Origin of the sequence: Rhodanobacter sp. FDAARGOS 1247 (assembly GCF_016889805.1) — a bacterium.
GTDB lineage: Bacteria > Pseudomonadota > Gammaproteobacteria > Xanthomonadales > Rhodanobacteraceae > Rhodanobacter.
In genome coordinates this window covers 3,273,146-3,289,931 of record NZ_CP069535.1, presented here as the reverse complement: position 1 = coordinate 3,289,931, position 16,786 = coordinate 3,273,146, and the positions used below count along the sequence as shown (strand labels likewise).

General features: G+C 67.5%; 13 protein-coding genes. 8 read left to right on the top strand and 5 right to left on the bottom strand.

Annotation, left to right across the window (positions count from 1 at the left end):
* Positions 1-61: 61 nt before the first annotated feature.
* Positions 62-700 (bottom strand): HAD hydrolase-like protein, encoded by a 639-nt coding sequence (locus tag I6J77_RS14940; RefSeq protein WP_204109619.1) that lies wholly within the window; start codon positions 698-700, stop codon positions 62-64.
* Positions 700-1,884: a phosphoglycerate kinase gene (locus tag I6J77_RS14935; protein WP_204109618.1), complete on the bottom strand. Its 1,185-nt coding sequence runs from the start codon at positions 1,882-1,884 to the stop codon at positions 700-702. The genes I6J77_RS14940 and I6J77_RS14935 overlap by 1 nt, the downstream gene beginning before the upstream one ends.
* A gap of 172 nt (positions 1,885-2,056) precedes the next feature.
* On the opposite strand from I6J77_RS14935, the gene maiA reads away from it, so the two are divergent.
* Entirely contained in the window at positions 2,057-2,719 is a 663-nt protein-coding gene (gene maiA / locus I6J77_RS14930; protein ID WP_204109617.1) for a maleylacetoacetate isomerase, read from the top strand.
* A gap of 213 nt (positions 2,720-2,932) precedes the next feature.
* Here maiA and I6J77_RS14925 read toward each other — a convergent pair whose 3' ends face one another.
* Positions 2,933-4,045 carry a PilT/PilU family type 4a pilus ATPase gene (locus I6J77_RS14925; RefSeq protein WP_007807540.1) on the bottom strand — a complete coding sequence of 371 codons (1,113 nt, stop codon included), beginning with the start codon at positions 4,043-4,045 and terminating at the stop codon, positions 2,933-2,935.
* An 85-nt stretch (positions 4,046-4,130) separates the two neighbouring features.
* On the opposite strand from I6J77_RS14925, the gene I6J77_RS14920 reads away from it, so the two are divergent.
* From I6J77_RS14920 to glmS, 5 genes are all read left to right on the top strand, one after another.
* Positions 4,131-4,691: a DUF4398 domain-containing protein gene (locus tag I6J77_RS14920; protein WP_204109616.1), complete on the top strand. Its 561-nt coding sequence runs from the start codon at positions 4,131-4,133 to the stop codon at positions 4,689-4,691.
* Positions 4,688-5,329: a hypothetical protein gene (locus tag I6J77_RS14915; RefSeq protein ID WP_204109615.1), complete on the top strand. Its 642-nt coding sequence runs from the start codon at positions 4,688-4,690 to the stop codon at positions 5,327-5,329. The genes I6J77_RS14920 and I6J77_RS14915 overlap by 4 nt, the downstream gene beginning before the upstream one ends.
* A 325-nt stretch (positions 5,330-5,654) precedes the next feature.
* A complete protein-coding gene (locus I6J77_RS14910) occupies positions 5,655-5,882 on the top strand; it encodes a YdcH family protein (RefSeq protein WP_056717360.1) in 228 nt (75 codons plus the stop codon).
* Positions 5,883-6,038: 156 nt separating this feature from the next.
* On the top strand, positions 6,039-7,409 hold the full coding sequence (locus I6J77_RS14905) for a pyridoxal-phosphate dependent enzyme (RefSeq protein WP_056766717.1): 1,371 nt from the start codon (positions 6,039-6,041) through the stop codon (positions 7,407-7,409).
* Between the two features lie 130 nt (positions 7,410-7,539).
* On the top strand, positions 7,540-9,369 hold the full coding sequence (gene glmS, locus I6J77_RS14900) for a glutamine--fructose-6-phosphate transaminase (isomerizing) (protein WP_204109614.1): 1,830 nt from the start codon (positions 7,540-7,542) through the stop codon (positions 9,367-9,369).
* A gap of 81 nt (positions 9,370-9,450) precedes the next feature.
* On the opposite strand, the gene I6J77_RS14895 is transcribed toward glmS, so the two are convergent.
* Positions 9,451-11,970 carry a TonB-dependent receptor gene (locus I6J77_RS14895; RefSeq protein ID WP_204109613.1) on the bottom strand — a complete coding sequence of 840 codons (2,520 nt, stop codon included), beginning with the start codon at positions 11,968-11,970 and terminating at the stop codon, positions 9,451-9,453.
* A gap of 78 nt (positions 11,971-12,048) precedes the next feature.
* Positions 12,049-14,073, bottom strand: a complete 2,025-nt coding sequence (locus I6J77_RS14890; RefSeq protein ID WP_204109612.1) for a tetratricopeptide repeat-containing sulfotransferase family protein — start codon at positions 14,071-14,073, stop codon at positions 12,049-12,051.
* Between the two features lie 280 nt (positions 14,074-14,353).
* On the opposite strand from I6J77_RS14890, the gene I6J77_RS14885 reads away from it, so the two are divergent.
* Together I6J77_RS14885 and I6J77_RS14880 are read left to right on the top strand one after the other, a co-directional pair.
* A complete protein-coding gene (locus I6J77_RS14885; RefSeq protein WP_204109611.1) occupies positions 14,354-15,424 on the top strand; it encodes an aromatic ring-hydroxylating dioxygenase subunit alpha in 1,071 nt (356 codons plus the stop codon).
* Between the two features lie 48 nt (positions 15,425-15,472).
* Positions 15,473-16,786, top strand: coding sequence for an amino acid permease (locus tag I6J77_RS14880; protein WP_204109610.1), 1,314 nt, complete (start codon positions 15,473-15,475; stop codon positions 16,784-16,786).

Below are 16,786 nucleotides of genomic sequence, written 5' to 3'. Positions count from 1 at the left end.
GGGTTTCTTCATCCACAAAAAAGCCGCGGCATGCCGCGGCTTTTTTTACGCGCTGGCAAACTCAGGCGAGCAGCAAGTCCGCCAGTTCGTCCGGTGTCGCCGCGATCGCGCTGGCCCCGGCCTGCTCCAGTTCCTCGCGATTGCCGAAGCCCCACAGCACGCCGAAACCGCGCACGCGGTTGGCCACTGCGCCGTCGATGTCGAAGTGGCGGTCGCCGATCATCACGGCGTCTGCCGGGTCGCTGTCGAAGTCCGCCAGCGCCTCGGCGATCATCGAGGCCTTCTCGCTGTTCGGGCTGTCCGGATGCGGGCCGTACAGGCGCAGGAAGGCGTCGCCGAAGGGCAGGTGGGCGATGATCGGCGCGGCATGGCGGTGCGGCTTGCTGGTGACCACGGCGAGTCGGTGGCCGGCGCCGAGCAGCCGTTCGATCAGCGCCTCGATGCCCGGATAGATCTCGTGTTCCTGCCAGCCCAGCGTGTTGAAACGCTCGTGGTAGTAATCCACTGCCGCCTCGATCCGCTCGGGATCGTGATCCAGCAAGGGCGCAAAGCTGTGCCGCAGCGGCGGGCCGATCCAGCGACGCAGTTCCTCGTGCGCGGGCGCCGGCACGTCGAGCCGGGCCAGCGCGTGTTTCACGCAAGCGGTGATGCCGTGCTCGGAATCGATCAGGGTGCCGTCGAGGTCGAACAGGCAGAGCATTACTTCGCGGCCCGCGCCTTCAGTGCGGTGACTGCGGGCAGTTCCTTGCCTTCGAGGAATTCGAGGAAGGCGCCGCCGCCGGTGGAGATGTAGGAAACCTGGTCGGCGATGCCGTACTTGTCGACGGCCGCCAGGGTGTCGCCGCCGCCCGCGATCGAGAATGCATTCGACGCGGCGATCGCGCGCGCCAGGGTCTCGGTGCCCTTGCCGAACGCGTCGAACTCGAACACGCCGACCGGACCGTTCCACACCACGGTGCCGGCCCTGGCGATCAGCGCGGCATAGATCTCCGCGGTTTGCGGGCCGATGTCGAGGATCATTTCGTCCGGCCCGACCTGGTCGACCGGTTTCACCGTGGCCGGCGCCTGGGCGGAGAAGGTCGGTGCCACCACCACGTCGACCGGCATCGGCACTTCGGCGCCACGTCGCTTTGCGTCGGCCAGCACCTTCTTCGCCGCGTCGAGCAGGTCCATCTCCACCAGCGAGTTGCCGACCGAGTGGCCCATCGCCGCGATGAAGGTATTGGCGATGCCGCCGCCCACGATCAGCTGGTCGACCTTGCCGATCAGGTTGTCCAGCAGGGTCAGCTTGGTCGACACCTTCGAACCGGCCACGATCGCCAGCAGCGGGTGGGCCGGATGTTCCAGCGCCTTGCCCAGCGCGTCGAGCTCGGCGCACAGCAGCGGGCCGGCGGCGGCGACCGGGGCGTGCCTGATCACGCCGTGGGTCGAGGCCTGGGCGCGGTGCGCGGTGCCGAAGGCGTCCATCACGAAGATGTCGCACAGCGCCGCATATTTCTTTGCCAGCGCCTCATCGTCCTTGCCCTCGCCGACATTCATGCGGCAGTTTTCCAGCAGCACGACTTCGCCCGGGCCGACCTCGACGCCGTCAGCCAGATAGTCGGAAACCAGCCGCACCGGCTGATCCAGCTTGCCGCCGAGCCAGAGTGCCACCGGCGCCAGTGAGGATTCGGCGTCGAACTGGCCTTCCTTGGGGCGGCCCAGGTGCGACATCACCATGACCCGGGCACCGGCGTCGCGGGCGGCCCGGATGGTCGGCAGGGCGGCATCGAGGCGCTGGGTCGAGGTGATCTGGCCGTGGTCGTCGAACGGCACGTTCAGGTCTTCGCGGATCAGCACGCGCTGGTCGCGCAAATCGAGGTCGCTCATGCGGGTGACGGACACGGCAGGACTCCAGTGGTGGTCGGGATTCACCGCGAACGGGCGGCAGCCGACTATTGTCCGGCCCCGGTCGTGTCGATGCAAACCGGCTGCCGTTCGACGGGGCGTTGCGGCCCGGACCGGCCCGGGCCACACTGTCGCCTGCTTGCCATCATCGTGCAGAGGGGGACTGCTCATGGCCACCGGTCTGGTGCTTTACAGCTACTGGCGCTCCAGCGCTGCCTATCGCGTGCGCATCGCGCTGAACCTCAAGGGGTTGGAGTACGAAACCCGGCCGGTGCATCTGGTACAGGACGGCGGTCAGCAGCATGCGCCGGCCTACAAGGCACTCAACCCGCAGGAAATGGTGCCGTGCCTGCTCGATGGCGATCGGGTGATCACCCAGTCACTGGCGATCATGGAATACCTGGACGAGATGCACCCGGAACTGGAAACGGCCCTGCTGCCGGTGGACGCCCGTGGTCGCGCCCAGGTCAGGGCGCTGGCGATGGCGGTCACCTGCGACATCCATCCGCTGGGCAACCTGCGTGTCCTGCAACAGCTGGAAGCCGAATTTGGCGCCAGCGAGGAACAGCGCGCGACCTGGTCGCGGCACTGGATGGCCGTGGGTTTCAAGGCGATCGAGGAGCAGCTGTCCGACAGCGCCGCGACGGGCCGCTATTGCCACGGCGAGACGCCGAGCATGGCCGACGCCTGCCTGATTCCGCAGGTGTACAACGCGCTGCGCTGGAAACTGCCGATGGACGACTACCCCACCATCGCGCGCATCCACCGCGCCTGCAACGAGCTGGAAGCCTTCCAGCGGGCTGCGCCGGAGGCTCAGCCGGACGCGCCTTGAGAACGTGCAGGAGCGCACCTTGTGCGCGATCGCTCTGTCGGGGGTGGGGGTCTGTCGCAACCGTGACCCCTCATCCGGCCCTTCGGGCCACCTGCATTCGGGCCATCCTTGGCCCTCACCCTTCGGGCGGCTGTCGCCGTGCAAATCGGCAATCCTGCCGATTTGTCTCCCCGGCGGGGAGAAGGGGCTTTGCGGCGGCCATGGGCCGCTTTTCTAGAAGCCCATCCCGTACGGGTCGTTGCCGGCCAGTTCCTCGTCGCTGGTGCCGCCTTCGGCCAGGCGGATCTTCAGGGCCAGGCCGTCGCGCGAGTCGGACTTGTTGAGCGCTTCGTCCAGGTCCACGCGGCCTTCCTTGTACAGGCGGTACAGTGACTGGTCAAAGGTCTGCATGCCTTCCTGCAGGCTGCGGTCCATCGCCTCCTTGATCTCGTGGGTCTGGCCACGGCGGATCATGTCGCGGATCAGCGGGGTGTTCAGCAGTACCTCGGCGGCGGGAATGCGCCGGCCGTCCTTGCCGATCACCAGACGCTGGCTGATCACCGCGCGCAGGTTCAGCGCCAGGTTCATCAGCACGTTCTTGTGCGCCGATTCGGGGAAGAAGTTGAGGATGCGTTCCAGCGTCTGGTCGGCGTTGTTCGAGTGCAGCGTGGCCAGGCACAGGTGGCCGGTCTCGGAGAAGGCGATCGCCGCCTCCATGGTGTCGGTGTCGCGGATCTCGCCGATCATGATCACGTCCGGCGCCTCGCGCATCGCGTTCTTCAGGGCCTCGTGATAGGTATGGGTGTCCAGGCCCACCTCGCGCTGGTTGACGATCGACTTCTTGTGCCGGTGCAGGTATTCGATCGGATCCTCGATGGTGAGGATGTGGCCGGAGGAATTCGTGTTGCGGTGGTCGAGCATCGCCGCCAGCGTGGTCGACTTGCCCGAGCCGGTGGCGCCGACCACCAGGATCAGGCCGCGCGGCTCCATGATCAGGTCGCGGAAGATCTTCGGCAGCTGCAGCTGCTCGATGCTGGGGATCTCGCTCTTGATCGCGCGGATCACCATGCCCACTTCGCCGCGCTGCTTGAACACGTTGATGCGGAAGCGGCCGGCTTCCTTCACCGCCAGCGCCATGTTCAATTCAAGGTCGCGCTCGAACTGGGGCACCTGGCCTTCGTCCATCAGCGAGTAGGCGATCTTCTTGACCATGCCGCTGGGAAGGCCGGTATTGCCCAGCGGATACAGTTTGCCCTCGACCTTGATATTCACCGGGGCGCCCGTGGACAGGAACATGTCCGACGCGCCCTTGTCTACCATAAGCTTCAGGAAGTAACCGATGTCCACGAAAAACCCCTAGTTTGCGAAATGCGCGTTGCAATGATGGATTATGCCCGCCCACAATACGCTGCGACACACCATGAGGAATGTGATGCACATCTTTTCCCTGCCGGCCGGACATTTCCGGCCCGGCCGCACCGTCCTGATCGCCCTGGTCCTGGCCCTGTTCGTGGCTGGCTGCGCCTCGGTGCCGCCGCCCAATGACTCGATGAACATGGCCCAGACCCAGCTGCAGATGGCTCGCGACGCCGGCGCGGCCGATTATGCGCCGGTGGACCTCGGTTTTGCCCAGGACAAGTTCCAGCTGGCGCAGTCGGCGATGGCCGAACGCAAGTACGCCGACGCGGCGAGTCTGGCCGAGGAATCCCGCGCCGACGCGGAACTGGCCCAGGCCAAAGCCCGCCTGGGCGCAGCGCGCGCCCAGATCCAGAGCAAGATGCAGGAAAACAGCCGTCTGCGGGCCCAGGGCGAGGCTGCGGCCGCCGCGGCGCAGGCGCCTGCGCCGGCGCCACCGGCCAGCAACGCCCAGCCCACCGAAGACATGCCGGCTCCGCCGTCCTCGGCGCTGTCCACGCCGGCCGGTGACGGTTTCCAGACCGTGCCGGACAACGCACAACAGCCTGCGGTGGACCCCGCGGGAGGTCAGCCATGAAGCGTTCCGCCATCATCCTTGCCACCATCGCGCTGGGTTTGGGCACGCTGGGTTCGGCCCATGCCCGCCAGGACGACATCGACATCAACCGCCTGACCGGCAGCCTCAACCAGCTCGCCAGCGATCCCGGCCTGGGCGCCTACGCCCAGGCCGAACAGGCCCGTGCCCGCGACGCCATCAACCGGCTGGCCCAGGCCGGCTCGCGTGAGCGGCCGCATGCGCTGTATCTGGCCGAGCGTCGCGTCGACCTGGCCAAGACCGCCGCGCAGGTGCAGGACGCCCAGGTCAAGCTGACCCAGCTCGATCGCGAACACGACCAGATCCTGCTGGACAACAGCCGTCGCGATGCGGAGCTGGCCCGGCGCGAGCTGGAGCGCCAGCGCCTGCAATACCAGCTGGCGCAGGAGGAGGCGGCCCGGCTGCAGGCGCAGGGCCTGGAGTATTCGCAGGCGGCCGACCAGGCCCGGGCGGAAGCGGATCGGGCAAAGAAGCTGGCCGCGGCCCAGAGCAAGGTGGCACGCGCCGCCAAGCGGCAGGCCGAGTTGGCGGCGCAGGCCGCCAAGGCGATGCGCTCGCAGATGGAAGGCGCGGACAAGCCCTCCGGGACCGATGCCAAGCCGTCCGGCCAGCATCGCTGACCGGGTCGTTTCCGGCCCCGTTACGGTCGCGGAAGAAAGTCGTTGAGCGGATGTAAAAGGCTGTTTTGACAGTTTTTTACGGAACTTTCCACGCCCCCCGAAAGTGCCCTCGAAACGCTTGCACCCCCTCCGGTGGGGGAGTAGGGTCAAAGTCCCACGGGGCATCCCGGTCCCGTGGGTCACTGACCGAACCATGCACGCATTCCTCGCTTCGAAAGCTTCCTCCGCATCCGGTGTTCCGGCGCGGATCGAGGGTGCGCGCCCCGGTTCACCGTCTGCGGACGGCCTGTTGCGTCCGCACGTCAACTCGCGAGGAGGTCGGACCATGTTTGAAAACCAGCAGCGTGATGATGTCGAGGCATTGATGAAGGCTGATGCGGAATTCCGGCGGCTCTACCAGCATCACAGGGAACTCGACAGCAAGGTGCACGACGCCGACATCGGCGTGCTGCCCATCGACGACATGACCCTGGCCAGCATGAAGAAGGAAAAATTGCTGGCCAAGTCCCGACTCGAACGCATGTGGGCAGATCGGGCGCATCTCGTCCACTGACCTCGGCTGTTCGCGAACGCGGCCCCGGGCCCTTTCCGCCAGACGGAAAGGGTGCCGGGGCCGCCGCGTTTGCGCTGTCCGCTTCGAGCGCTCGGGTATCATGGCCCTCTTGTCGCGACGGTCCTCATCGCGTCGCAGCCACATCACGGAGCCCCCATGACGGTCCACCAGAGCGTTCTTGAATTGATCGGCCACACGCCGATGGTCCGCACCCAGCGCCTGGACACCGGCCTGTGCGAACTGTTTCTCAAGCTGGAGAGCGCCAACCCCGGCGGTTCGATCAAGGACCGCATCGGCCTGTCGATGATCGAGGGTGCCGAGAAGGACGGCCGCATCCGCCCGGGCGACATCCTGGTCGAAGGCACTGCCGGCAACACCGGCCTTGGCCTGGCCCTGGTGGCGCAGGCCAAGGGTTACCGCCTGATCCTGGTGGTGCCGGACAAGATGAGCCGCGAGAAGATCTTCAACTTGAAGGCGATGGGCGCCGAAGTGGTGCTGACCCGTTCCGACGTGGCCAAGGGCCATCCCGAGTATTACCAGGACATGGCCGAGCGGATCGCCCGCGAGACGCCCGGCGCGTACTTCATCAACCAGTTCGGCAACCCCGACAACCCGGCCGCGCACATCGCCACCACCGGGCCCGAAATCCTCGAGCAGATGGACGGCCAGGTCGACGCGATCGTGCTCGGCTGCGGTTCGTCCGGCACGCTGAGCGGCCTGTCGAAATTCTTCGCCGAGCACTCGCCGCAGACCGAACTGGTGCTGGCCGATCCGGTCGGTTCCATCCTTGCCGAATACATCAACGAGGGCACGCTCTCGACCAAGTCGGCCAGCTGGATGGTCGAAGGCATCGGCGAGGATTTCCTGCCGGGCATCAGCGACTTCACCCGGGTGAAGAAGGCCTACGCGATCCCGGACAAGGAGAGCTTCCTCACCGCCCGCGAGCTGCTGGCGAAGGAGGGCATCCTGGGCGGCTCGTCCACCGGCACCCTGCTGGCCGCGGCGCTGCGCTACTGCCGCGAGCAGACCACGTCGAAGCGCGTGGTGACCCTGGTCTGTGACACCGGCAACAAGTATCTGTCCAAGCTGTACAACGACTACTGGATGCTCGACAACGGCTTCATCGAGCGTGAGCAGCACGGCGACCTGCGCGACCTGCTGCTGCGCCCGTTCGCCCAGCGCGACACCGTGGTGGTCGGCCCCAACGAATTGCTGATCACCGCCTACAACCGCATGAAGCTGTACGACGTGTCGCAGCTGCCGGTGATGGACGGCCGCAAGCTGGTGGGCATCGTCGACGAATCGGACGTGCTGATGCACGTGCACGCCGACGAGTCGCGTTTCCGCGACTCGGTGTCGAGCGCCATGATCACCAGCCTGCAGAAGCTCGACGTGCGCTCGCCGGTCGAGTCGCTGTTGCCGGTGTTCGAGCGCGGCCACGTGGCCATCGTGGTCGACGGCGACGACTTCCTCGGCCTGATCACCCGCATCGACCTGCTGAACTGGCTGCGTCGCAAGGTGAACTGAACAGGCTGAATGAAACTCGCGGCCATCGCCGGAAGCACCCGGTTCGGGCAGCGAACAGTCATGAATGAACGGGCATAATCGCCCGTCCATGCAGGGCCGGAGGCCCTGCTTCTCCAAGGAAATCCGAACGATGTGTGGAATTGTTGCTGCCGTTGCCCAGCGTGATGTCGCGCCACTGCTGATCGCCGGCCTGAAGGCGCTCGAATACCGGGGTTACGACTCGTCCGGCGTGGCCGTGATCGATCGTGGCGAGATCCGCCGGGCGCGTGCCAAGGGCAAGGTGCGCGAAATGGAGGCGCTGTACCTGGCCGATCCGCTGCCCGGCGGCACCGGCATCGCGCATACGCGCTGGGCCACCCACGGCGTGCCCAGCGAGGCGAACGCGCATCCGCACATGGCCGGGCGCATCTCCATCGTGCACAACGGCATCATCGAGAACTACGCCGGCCTGCGCGCCGAGTTGCAGGCGGAGGGCCACGTATTCACCTCGGAAACGGACACCGAAGTGATGGCGGCGCTGATCGACCGGCGCTACACGGCGGGCGTGAGCCTGCGCGAGGCGGTGCTGGCCACGGTGCGCGAACTGGAAGGTGCCTATGCCATCGCCGTGCTCAGCAGTGACGAGCCCGATCGCGTGGTCGGCGCGCGCCGCGGCGCGCCGCTGCTGGTCGGCCTCGGCATCGGCGAGAACTTCCTGGGCTCCGACGCGCAGGCGCTGATCCAGGTCACCAACAGGATGCTCTACCTCGACGAGGATGACGTGGTCGAGATCACCCGCGACGGCGTGCAGGTGTTCGGCCTGGACGGTACGCCGGTGCAGCGGGACATGCACGAGAGCGAGCTGTCCAGGGACGCGGTCGAGCGCGGCGAATACCGCCACTACATGCAGAAGGAAATCTTCGAGCAGCCGCGCGCGGTGGCCGACACGCTGGAGGCGCGCATCGGCCCGCATGGCGTGCTGCCGAACATCTTCGGGATCGACAGCGACGCGCTGCTGCAAGCCACGCGCGGCGTGCACATCATCGCCTGCGGCACCAGCTATCACGCCGGCCTCGTGGCCAAGTACTGGATCGAGGAATTCGCGCGCCTGCCAGTCAGCGTGGAAGTGGCCAGCGAATTCCGCTATCGCGAGGCGGTGGTGCCGGACGGCACGCTGTTTGTCGCCATCTCGCAGTCCGGCGAAACCGCCGACACGCTGGCCGCGATGCGCGAATCACGCCGTCGCGGTTATCTGGGCACCCTGGTCATCTGCAATTCGCCCGAATCCTCGCTGGTGCGCGAAGCCGACCTGAAACTGATGACCCGCGCCGGCCCCGAGATCGGCGTGGCCTCGACCAAGGCGTTCACCACCCAGTTGGCCGGGCTGGCCCTGCTGGCGCTGGAACTGGCGCGTCGCAATGGCCTGGCCAAGGATCGCTATGCCGCGCTGTGCGCCGAGTTGCAGCACCTGCCCCGGGCGATCGAGGACGCGCTGCAACTGGAGCCGGCGATCATCGAGCTGTCGGCCGAATTCATCCACCGCCAGCACGCCCTGTTCCTGGGTCGCGGCGCGCAATATCCGGTCGCGCTGGAAGGCGCGCTGAAGCTCAAGGAAATCTCCTACATCCACGCCGAAGCCTATCCCGCGGGCGAGCTCAAGCACGGGCCGCTGGCCCTGGTCGACGAGCACATGCCGATCGTGGCCGTGGCGCCGAACGGCCCGCTGCTGGACAAGCTGAAGTCCAACCTGCAGGAAGTGCGTGCCCGCGGCGGTCGCCTGATCGTGTTCGCCGACGGTGCCGCCGGCATGGACGACATGGCCGCCCACGGCACGATGCTGCGCGTGGAATCCGGCGGCAGCTTCATCGCACCGGCGGTGTTTACCGTGCCGCTGCAACTGCTGGCCTATCACGTCGCCGTGCTGCGCGGCACCGACGTCGACCAGCCGCGCAACCTGGCCAAGTCGGTCACGGTGGAGTAGTTCGGAGCTTTCAACCCGGCTCGGGATGTGCCGTCCCCTGCGAAGGCCCCGGTTCACGCCGGGGCCTTCGCCGTCTGGCAGCTAGAACTCCTGCTTGAAGCGGATGCCGATGGTGCGCGGCAGGCTGTAGCCGGTGTAGACCTGACCGTTCGGGTATGGCGCCACCACGCCGTGCGCGCCGCAGACGTCGACGCCGCACTCGGTGTACTTGTATTGCGCCGAGCGCTTGTCGAACGCGTTGTTGATGTAGACGTCGGCCGACCAGCTGCCTTTCTGCACGCCGGCGGACAGGTCCAGCGTGGTGTAGGCGGGCAGGTCGCCGAGCAGCGCGCGCTCGCTCAGGCGCAGGTCGGTGGTGCGCTTGCCGACGTGGACCAGTGCCGCCTGCACGAACGCGTCGCTGTCACCGATGTTGAAGCTGTAGTGCGCGATCAGGTTGCCCTTGAACTTCGGCGTGATCGGCAGCTGGGTACCCCTGGGCGCCAGCGGCCCGGACACCACGCTGCCGTCCTGCGGATTGAGCGAGCCGGGCGGGCAGTCGGTGATCGGGCGCCCGCTCGCGTCGGTGAAGCCGCAGTAGTTGGCGGTCAGCCGCGCGCGATACAGCGCCCAGCCGGCGGTCAGTTGCAGGTTGTAGGTGGCCTGCCAGTTCAGTTGCGATTCGAGGCCTTCGATGCGGGCGGAGTTGGCGTTCTTGATTTCGGTGAGGCCGTTCGCGCCGAGGATCGGGAACTGGAAATCGTTCCAGGTTTCGCGGAACACCGCGCCGTTGAAGGACACCCGGTTGTTCAGCCATGAGGTCTTCCAGCCCAGCTCCTGGTTGATCAGGAAGTCGGCGTGGTACGGCAGCAAGGTGCCGCGCCGATTGACGCCGCCGGGGCGGAAGCCCTCGGAGCGGGTGGCGTAGATCATCTTGGTGTCGCTGATGTTCCAGGTCAGGTTGAACTTGGTGAGGTTGCCGCTCTCCTTCACCTTCTTGTTGAAGTCCAGGCACGGCGCGCCCATGAACGGTTCGGGCGACACGCAGGCGGCCTCGCCCTGGCTGGAGGAGAAGCCCGCGCCGTAGCCGAAGTAGCCGTACAGCTGGTTGCTGGTGCGGTAGTAGCGTTCGCCGAAGGTGCCGGTGAGCACGTCGGGGATGAAATCCCAGGACAATTCGCCGAACAGCGCCTCGTCGCGGTCGTAGCGCATCTGCCGGGTCAGCCAGATGGTGTCGTTCCAGCCGGTGACGGAGAGTGAGTCGGCCAGGCCGTCGACCTGGTAGTTCTGCATGATGTCGTGCTTCTGCTTCTGCCAGAACGCGCCGGCGACCAGGCGCAGGCGATCGTCCGCCGGCGAGACCAGGCGCAGCTCGTGGCTGCTGTTGGTGTAGCCGTCGCGATCGCTGATGTGTTGCGACGGATTGATCAGCGCGCCGCTGTTGTCATAGAAATACGCGCCGGAACCGTACAGCGCGTCGTACCAGAAGCCGTAGTCGCTGTAGTCGGTCTGCTCCTCCTGGTTACGCTTGAGGTGGGCGTAGGCATAGGTCAGGTCGAAGTTGCCGATCTTGCCCTGCACGGTCAGCGCGCCCTGCCACCAGCGGTCGTTGACGCGCTCGGGGTAGAAGTGCGTGACGGCCAGATCGCCCACCGCCGGGTCGCTGGCGAAGTTGCCGTGCGAGATGGTTTGCTGCCCCATCAGCATCGGCGTGATCGACCAGTTGTCGTCGAGGTCGACCTTCAGCGCGGCGCGCGCGCCGGTGATGTTGGCGTCGTTGTAGTTGTCTTTTGCATGGCCGACGCACTGGGACGCCGACGAGGGCGAGGTTCCACTCGCCGTGCAGCCCGGCGCGTTGCTGATGGTGATGCCCGAGGTGGGGAAGGTGCGCGAGCCGGCCTTGTTGTCGATGTAGCCGGCGTCGTGCTCGCGCCAGCCGACCAGGCGGATCGCGGCGGTCGAGTTGATCGGCAGGTTGAGCATGCCCTCGCCCGTGTAGCCGATGCCGCCGTGGGCGAGCGTGTCCACGCCCAGGCTGTAGCTGGCCGCGTAACCGCTGGGGTCGGGCTTGTTGGTGATGATGCGCAGGGCGCCGGCCTCGGCGCTGGCGCCGTACAACGTGCCCTGCGGGCCGGCCAGCACTTCGATGCGGGCGATGTCGTACATGTGGATGTCGAGCGGGCCCTGGATCGTCGTCACCGGCTGGTCGTCGAGGTACACGCCCACGCTCGGCTGCGAACCGGAGTGGTTGGTGTTGCCGCCGCTGGTCACGCCGCGCATGTAGATCGAGACGAAGCCGGGGCCGGTGGCGATGCCGCCGCCGCCCTGCTGGAACGTCACGCTGGGCAGGTATTTCACGTAGTCGTCGAAGCTCTTCACGTGCAGCGCTTCGAGCTGGTCGGTGGCCAGCACGTCCATGCTGATCGGCACCTTCTGCAGGTTCTCCGTGCGTTTCTGCGCGGTCACTGTGACCACGCTGAGCGTGGTGGCTTTCTTTGTTGACGACGTGGTGTCGGGCGGCGTGGACTGTCCGGTGTCCTGCGCCATGGCGGGCGCCGCCATGGCGAGACAGATGGCGGCCGCCAGCGGCAACCGGATCAACGTCGCCCGTCGGGCGTTCATGGCCTGTCTGGAACTGCTTGCATGCATGCGATTTCCCCTCATCCGGTGAACGGCAAACCAACCCAACCCCCAAACTTTTCAGATGAACCCGGGCACCTCGGGATAGCTGTCCAGCACCGGCCCGAGTGCCTGTTCCAGCGGCCCCAGCCACGGCGCAAAGTGGCGCCAGTGATCCACGCCCTCGCGATAGATCGGGCGGCGCACCTGCTCCGAACTGGCGGTGTGCACCGGTCGCGGGTTCTCGAAGAAGCGCAGGCAGGCGTCCTCGAATGGCAGGCCGCAATAATCCAGCAGGCGACGAACCTCGCCCTCGGTGTCCGCCACCATGCGCTCGTAGAACACGCGGTGGATGCGTCCGGGCAGCACCGTGTCGAAGTGCGCCATCAGGCGGACGTAGTCGTGGTAGTAGCGCCCGACGTCTTCCAGGTCGTAGCTGAAACTCTGCCCGCGCGCGAAGTGCTGCTTGAACGCCGAGAAGCAGCACGCCAGCGGATGCCGGCGCGCGTCGATGATTCGGGCGTTCGGCAGCATCAGCTGGATCAGGCCGACGTGCATGAAGTTGTTCGGCATCTTGTCGATGAACAGCGGTGCCGAGGTCTTGCGATGGATGCGCGTGTGCGCGAGGTAGCGCTCGCCGAGCGCGCGCAGCGCGTCGGCGTCGAGCGCGGCCAGCGCATCGTGGTAGGGCGTCGCGCCGTCGCCGTCGCCGTCGCCCTGCCGGCGCAGGCCGCGGGTGATCGAGGCGACTTCGGGCAGCTCCATCGTGCCCTCGACCTGGCTGTGGCTGGACAGGATCTGCTCGATCAGGGTGGAACCGGCGCGCGGCAGCCCGACGACGAAGATCGGATCGCGCGCCGGGCAGCCCATGCCCGCGCGCGCGCCGAAGAAATCGCCGGTGTAGTGCGCGCAGGCGCGGTCCACCCGCGCGCTGGTCGCGTCCGCGCTGTAGTGCAGTTGCGCGCGGCGGATCGCGTTGCCGCACGCGTAGTGGGCGAACGAATCCGCGCAGGCGTCGGCATCCTCGCGCGCCTTGCCCATGGCGAACTCCAGGTGCAGGCGGTCTTCGTCCGACAGGTCGCTGCGGGCCAGCTGATCGCTCATCGTGGCGAGGTCGCCCGCACTGAAGCGGAAGGTCTTGAGGTTGGCCAGGCTCCACCAGACTTCGCCGAACGAGGGCAGGCGCTCCAGGCTGTGCCGGTAGGCGGCGATCGCGCGTTCGCCGAAACCGGCGGTCTTCAGCGCGTGGCCGTAGCTCATCCATACCCGCGGATTGTCGGGGTAGCGCTGCACCAGGTCGGCGTAGATCGCGAGGGCCGGCTCGTAATCGCCGATGCGGCACAGCACCACCGCCTTGAGGTTGCGGTAGGCCGGGTGTTGCGGATCGTTGGCCAGCAGGTGTTCGATCTGCGCGAGCGCCTGTTCGGGCTGGTTGCTGCGATGCAGGACCATGGCGTAGTGCTGGCGCGCGGCGTCGAAGCCGGGGGCCAGCTCGAGGCAGCGCGCCAGCAGGTTCAGCGCATCCTCGTTGCGGCCCACGCGGGCGGCGACTTCGGCGAACATGCGGATCGCCGCCACGTCGGTGGGCACCTGTTTCAGATGCTCGCGCAGCAGCGCCTCGGCCTGCGGGACGCGGCCTTCGGCGAGCGCCACGGCCGCGCCCATCAGGCGCGGGTCATGGGTGGAGTGCAACACGTGCCGGGCGTAGGCGGCGTCCGCCGCGTCCTGCTCGCCGGCGGCCATCAGGTGGTCGCCGAGTTCGCGCCAGGCTTGCGGCAGGTCGGGTTGCAGTGCGACCGCGCGGCGCAGCGCGGCGATCGCCTCTTCGCCGCGGCCGAGCCGGCCCAGCACCACGCCCAGGTCGAACTGCAGTGCCGCCCATGTCGGTTGCGACGGCGCCAGCGGAAGCAGGATGTCGAGCGCGGCCCGGGCATCGCCCTGACGCAGGCGCGCGGCGGCCAGCAGTTGCAGCGCCAGCGGATGGGCGCCGACGGCGTGCAGGATTTCTTCGAGTTGTTCCACCGCCAGTGCGGGGTCGCGTTGCAGCAGCCGCTCCGCGTGTGCCAGCGCCTGCTCCAGCGTGCCGCTGGCCGACGCCGCGATCATGCGTCGCCTCGTGCTGGCGACGGGAACGCCCCACGCGGGGCGACGGGCCGGAGTGACGACAGCGGTGCGGCGCCTGACATGGAAGGTAGCGGCCTCTCGCGGGGTTCGCCGCAATCTACAACCGAATCCGGCTGGGAGATAGTGGCGTCGGCCGGCGCGGCGCAGCTGCGGTTGCCGCCGGTTCGACACAAGCGCTAGGCTCAGCCGGACGCCTCCGCCGGGCTGGGCGGGTCGCATCGGCCGGGTTGTTCGCGGCCATCCAACCGGGGGACAGCAATCCATGCACACCGACACCGTCGTCGAACTGCTCGACCGGGCACACGCCTTGCCGGCGCGCTACTACGCGGGGGAGGCGATGCTGGCGATGGAGCAGCGCGCGGTGTTCGCGCGCAGTTGGCAACTGGTGGCCCATCGGGAGCAGCTGGCCGAGCCCGGCGATCACGTGGTCGATCAGGTCGGCGGCGTGCCCCTGCTGCTGGTGCGCGGCCAGGATGGCGTGCTGCGGGCCTTTCCCAATGTCTGTCGCCACCGCGCCGGCCCGCTGGCGCTGTGCGACGGCAAGGGCGCGCGGGCGCTGCACTGCAAGTACCACGGCTGGACCTACACGCTGGAAGGCCAGCTGCGCAGCGCGCCGGAGATGCAGGACGCCGCCGACTTCCGCGTGGAGGACATCCGCCTGCCGCCGCTGCGCGTGCACGAATGGCAGGGGCTGGTGTTCGTGGCGCTGGACGCTGCCGTGCCGCCGTTCGAGGAGGTCTATGGCGGCATCGCCGAACGCATCGCGCCGATCGACCTGGCGGCGATGCGCTACCTGCGCCGCGACACCTACGACATCGACTGCAACTGGAAGGTCTACGTCGACAACTACCTCGAGGGCTACCACCTGCCGCACGTGCATCCGGGCCTGTCGAAGGTGCTCGACTACCGCGCCTACGACACCGAGCTGTTCGCCTGGCATTCGCTGCAATCCTCGCCGCTGCGCAACAGCACCGACATCTACGGCGACGGCGAGGCGTTCTACTACTTCATCTATCCCAACGTGATGCTCAACATCATGCCGGGAAGGTTGCAGACCAATCGCATCCTGCCGCTGGGCCCGGGCCGCTGCCGCATCGTGTTCGACTACTACTACGCGCAGGACGCCGCGGCGCAGGCGCGCATGGAGGCCGACCGCAGCTTCAGCGACGAGGTGCAGAACGAGGACATCGGCATCTGCGAGGCGGTGCAGCGGGGGCTGGCCTCCGGCGCGTACACGCCGGGCCGGCTCAACCCGAAGCGCGAAAGCGGCGTATGGCATTTCCAGAACCTGTTGCGCGCGGCCTATGCGGGGCCGGCCGGCGAATCTGCATGAACTCGTCGCCGCATGTGCTGCCACCGAAGCGGACAGGCGCGCGTCGAGATGCGTGACCGCAGCCGGATCGGCTTCTGGACCTGCACCGCGCTGGTGGTCGGCAACGTGATCGGCATGGGCATCTTCCTGCTGCCCTCGTCGCTGGCGCCGTTCGGTTTCAACGCGCTGATCGGCTGGGGCATCACCCTGTTCGGCTGCCTCACCCTGGCGCGGGTGTTCGCGCATCTGTCCGCGGCGCTGCCTGCGGCCGATGGCCCCTACGGCTATGTCCGCGACACGCTGGGCGAGCTGCCGGCCTACATGTCGATGTGGGCGTACTGGGTGTCGCTGTGGCTGACCAACGCGGCGCTGGCCACTGGCGTGGTGGGCTACGTCACCGTGGTGATGCCGGCACTCGGCGTCATTCCGCCGGTGTGGTTTGCGCTGGTACTGGTGTGGCTGTTCACCCTGGTCAACCTGCTCGGCGTGCGCACCGGCGGCATCGTGCAGATCGTCACCACCACACTGAAGCTGCTGCCGATGCTGGCGATCGCCGTGCTTGGCGGCTGGGTGTTGCTGAGCTCGCCGGGCAGCTATGCGGCCCATCCACCGACCACCCCGGTGACGTTTGGTGGCGTGATGGCGGCTTCCACCATCGCGTTGTTCGCGATGCTGGGTATCGAATCGGCCAGCATTCCGGCCAGCCGCGTGGACAACCCCGGCCGCACCATTCCGCGCGCCACGATGACGGGCGCGGTGGTGGTCGCGCTGATCTACGTCGTGGTGTCGACCGTGCCGCTGCTGTTGTTGCGGCAGGACGTGCTGGCCAGCGCCAGCGCGCCGTTTGCGCTGCTGATGGACACGTTCGGCCATGCCGGGTCGGGTCGCTGGCTGGCGCTGTTCGTGGTGATCAGCGGACTCGGCGCCCTGAACGGCTGGACCCTGCTGGCCGGACAACTGACCCGCACCATGGCGGACAACGGCGTGCTGCCCCCGTTGCTTGCGCGCAGCAATCGCCATGGCGCGCCGGTTGCCGCCCTGCTGATCACCGCGACGCTGGCCTCGGTGATGGTGTGGATGAGCTACAGCAGTTCGCTGGTGGCGGCGTTCACCTTCATCACCCTGGTGGTGACGGCGGCGAACCTGCCCCTGTACCTGGCCTGTGCGCTGGCGCTGGCGGTGCTGTGGCGGCGCGGCGCGCCGGGCTGCAGCGGGCGCGGCGTGCTGCTGGTGGCGGGCATCGGCGCGGCGTATGTGGTCTTCGCCTTCGTCGGCATCGGCGGCGGGCCGTTCGTGTATGCGCTGGGCCTGATCGCCGCGGGCCTGCCGCTGTATGTCTTCATGCGGTGGCGGCGCAAGCCGGTCGCCGCCACCGAGGCCTGA

What these genes read in the sequence shown, in the direction of transcription:
- maiA (WP_204109617.1), top strand. Translation starts at nt 2,057, where the DNA reads ATGGCCACCGGTCTGGTGCTTTACAGCTACTGGCGCTCCAGCGCTGCC.
- I6J77_RS14890 (WP_204109612.1), bottom strand. Translation starts at nt 14,073, where the DNA reads ATGATCGCGGCGTCGGCCAGCGGCACGCTGGAGCAGGCGCTGGCACAC.
- I6J77_RS14910 (WP_056717360.1), top strand. Translation starts at nt 5,655, where the DNA reads ATGTTTGAAAACCAGCAGCGTGATGATGTCGAGGCATTGATGAAGGCT.
- I6J77_RS14920 (WP_204109616.1), top strand. Translation starts at nt 4,131, where the DNA reads ATGCACATCTTTTCCCTGCCGGCCGGACATTTCCGGCCCGGCCGCACC.
- I6J77_RS14880 (WP_204109610.1), top strand. Translation starts at nt 15,473, where the DNA reads ATGCGTGACCGCAGCCGGATCGGCTTCTGGACCTGCACCGCGCTGGTG.
- I6J77_RS14905 (WP_056766717.1), top strand. Translation starts at nt 6,039, where the DNA reads ATGACGGTCCACCAGAGCGTTCTTGAATTGATCGGCCACACGCCGATG.
- I6J77_RS14885 (WP_204109611.1), top strand. Translation starts at nt 14,354, where the DNA reads ATGCACACCGACACCGTCGTCGAACTGCTCGACCGGGCACACGCCTTG.
- I6J77_RS14940 (WP_204109619.1), bottom strand. Translation starts at nt 700, where the DNA reads ATGCTCTGCCTGTTCGACCTCGACGGCACCCTGATCGATTCCGAGCAC.
- glmS (WP_204109614.1), top strand. Translation starts at nt 7,540, where the DNA reads ATGTGTGGAATTGTTGCTGCCGTTGCCCAGCGTGATGTCGCGCCACTG.
- I6J77_RS14895 (WP_204109613.1), bottom strand. Translation starts at nt 11,970, where the DNA reads ATGAACGCCCGACGGGCGACGTTGATCCGGTTGCCGCTGGCGGCCGCC.
- I6J77_RS14915 (WP_204109615.1), top strand. Translation starts at nt 4,688, where the DNA reads ATGAAGCGTTCCGCCATCATCCTTGCCACCATCGCGCTGGGTTTGGGC.